This is a genomic window from Leclercia sp. UBA7405, from assembly GCF_037152215.1.
Lineage (GTDB): Bacteria > Pseudomonadota > Gammaproteobacteria > Enterobacterales > Enterobacteriaceae > Enterobacter > Enterobacter pneumoniae.
The window spans coordinates 1-827 of the sequence record NZ_JBBCMR010000015.1; the positions used below are offsets into that span (position 1 = coordinate 1).

The 827-nt window shown below is 53.3% G+C and carries 1 protein-coding gene; it reads left to right on the top strand.

Annotated elements, in window-relative coordinates:
• Positions 1-827 (top strand): elongation factor Tu (gene tuf / locus WFN75_RS22480; protein ID WP_336996847.1); only part of this gene is annotated, 827 nt, incomplete at both ends.

The following is an 827-nucleotide window of genomic DNA, read 5'->3' on the forward strand; positions in this document are numbered from 1 at the left end:
CCAGAAGAAAAAGCGCGTGGTATCACCATCAACACTTCTCACGTTGAATATGACACCCCGACTCGCCACTACGCACACGTAGACTGCCCAGGCCACGCCGACTATGTTAAAAACATGATCACCGGTGCTGCGCAGATGGACGGCGCGATCCTGGTTGTTGCTGCGACTGACGGCCCTATGCCTCAGACCCGTGAGCACATCCTGCTGGGTCGTCAGGTAGGCGTTCCTTTCATCATCGTGTTCCTGAACAAATGCGACATGGTTGATGACGAAGAGCTGCTGGAACTGGTAGAGATGGAAGTTCGTGAACTGCTGTCTCAGTACGATTTCCCAGGCGACGACACCCCAATCGTTCGTGGTTCCGCGCTGAAAGCGCTGGAAGGCGAAGCAGAGTGGGAAGAGAAAATCATCGAACTGGCTGGCTACCTGGATTCTTACATCCCTGAGCCAGAGCGTGCGATTGACAAGCCGTTCCTGCTGCCAATCGAAGACGTATTCTCCATCTCCGGTCGTGGTACCGTTGTTACCGGTCGTGTAGAGCGCGGTATCATCAAAGTTGGCGAAGAAGTTGAAATCGTTGGTATCAAAGACACTGCTAAGTCTACCTGTACTGGCGTTGAAATGTTCCGCAAACTGCTGGACGAAGGCCGTGCTGGTGAGAACGTTGGTGTTCTGCTGCGTGGTATCAAACGTGAAGAAATCGAACGTGGTCAGGTTCTGGCGAAGCCAGGCTCCATCAAGCCACACACCAAGTTCGAATCTGAAGTGTACATCCTGTCCAAAGACGAAGGCGGCCGTCATACTCCGTTCTTCAAAGGCTACCGTCC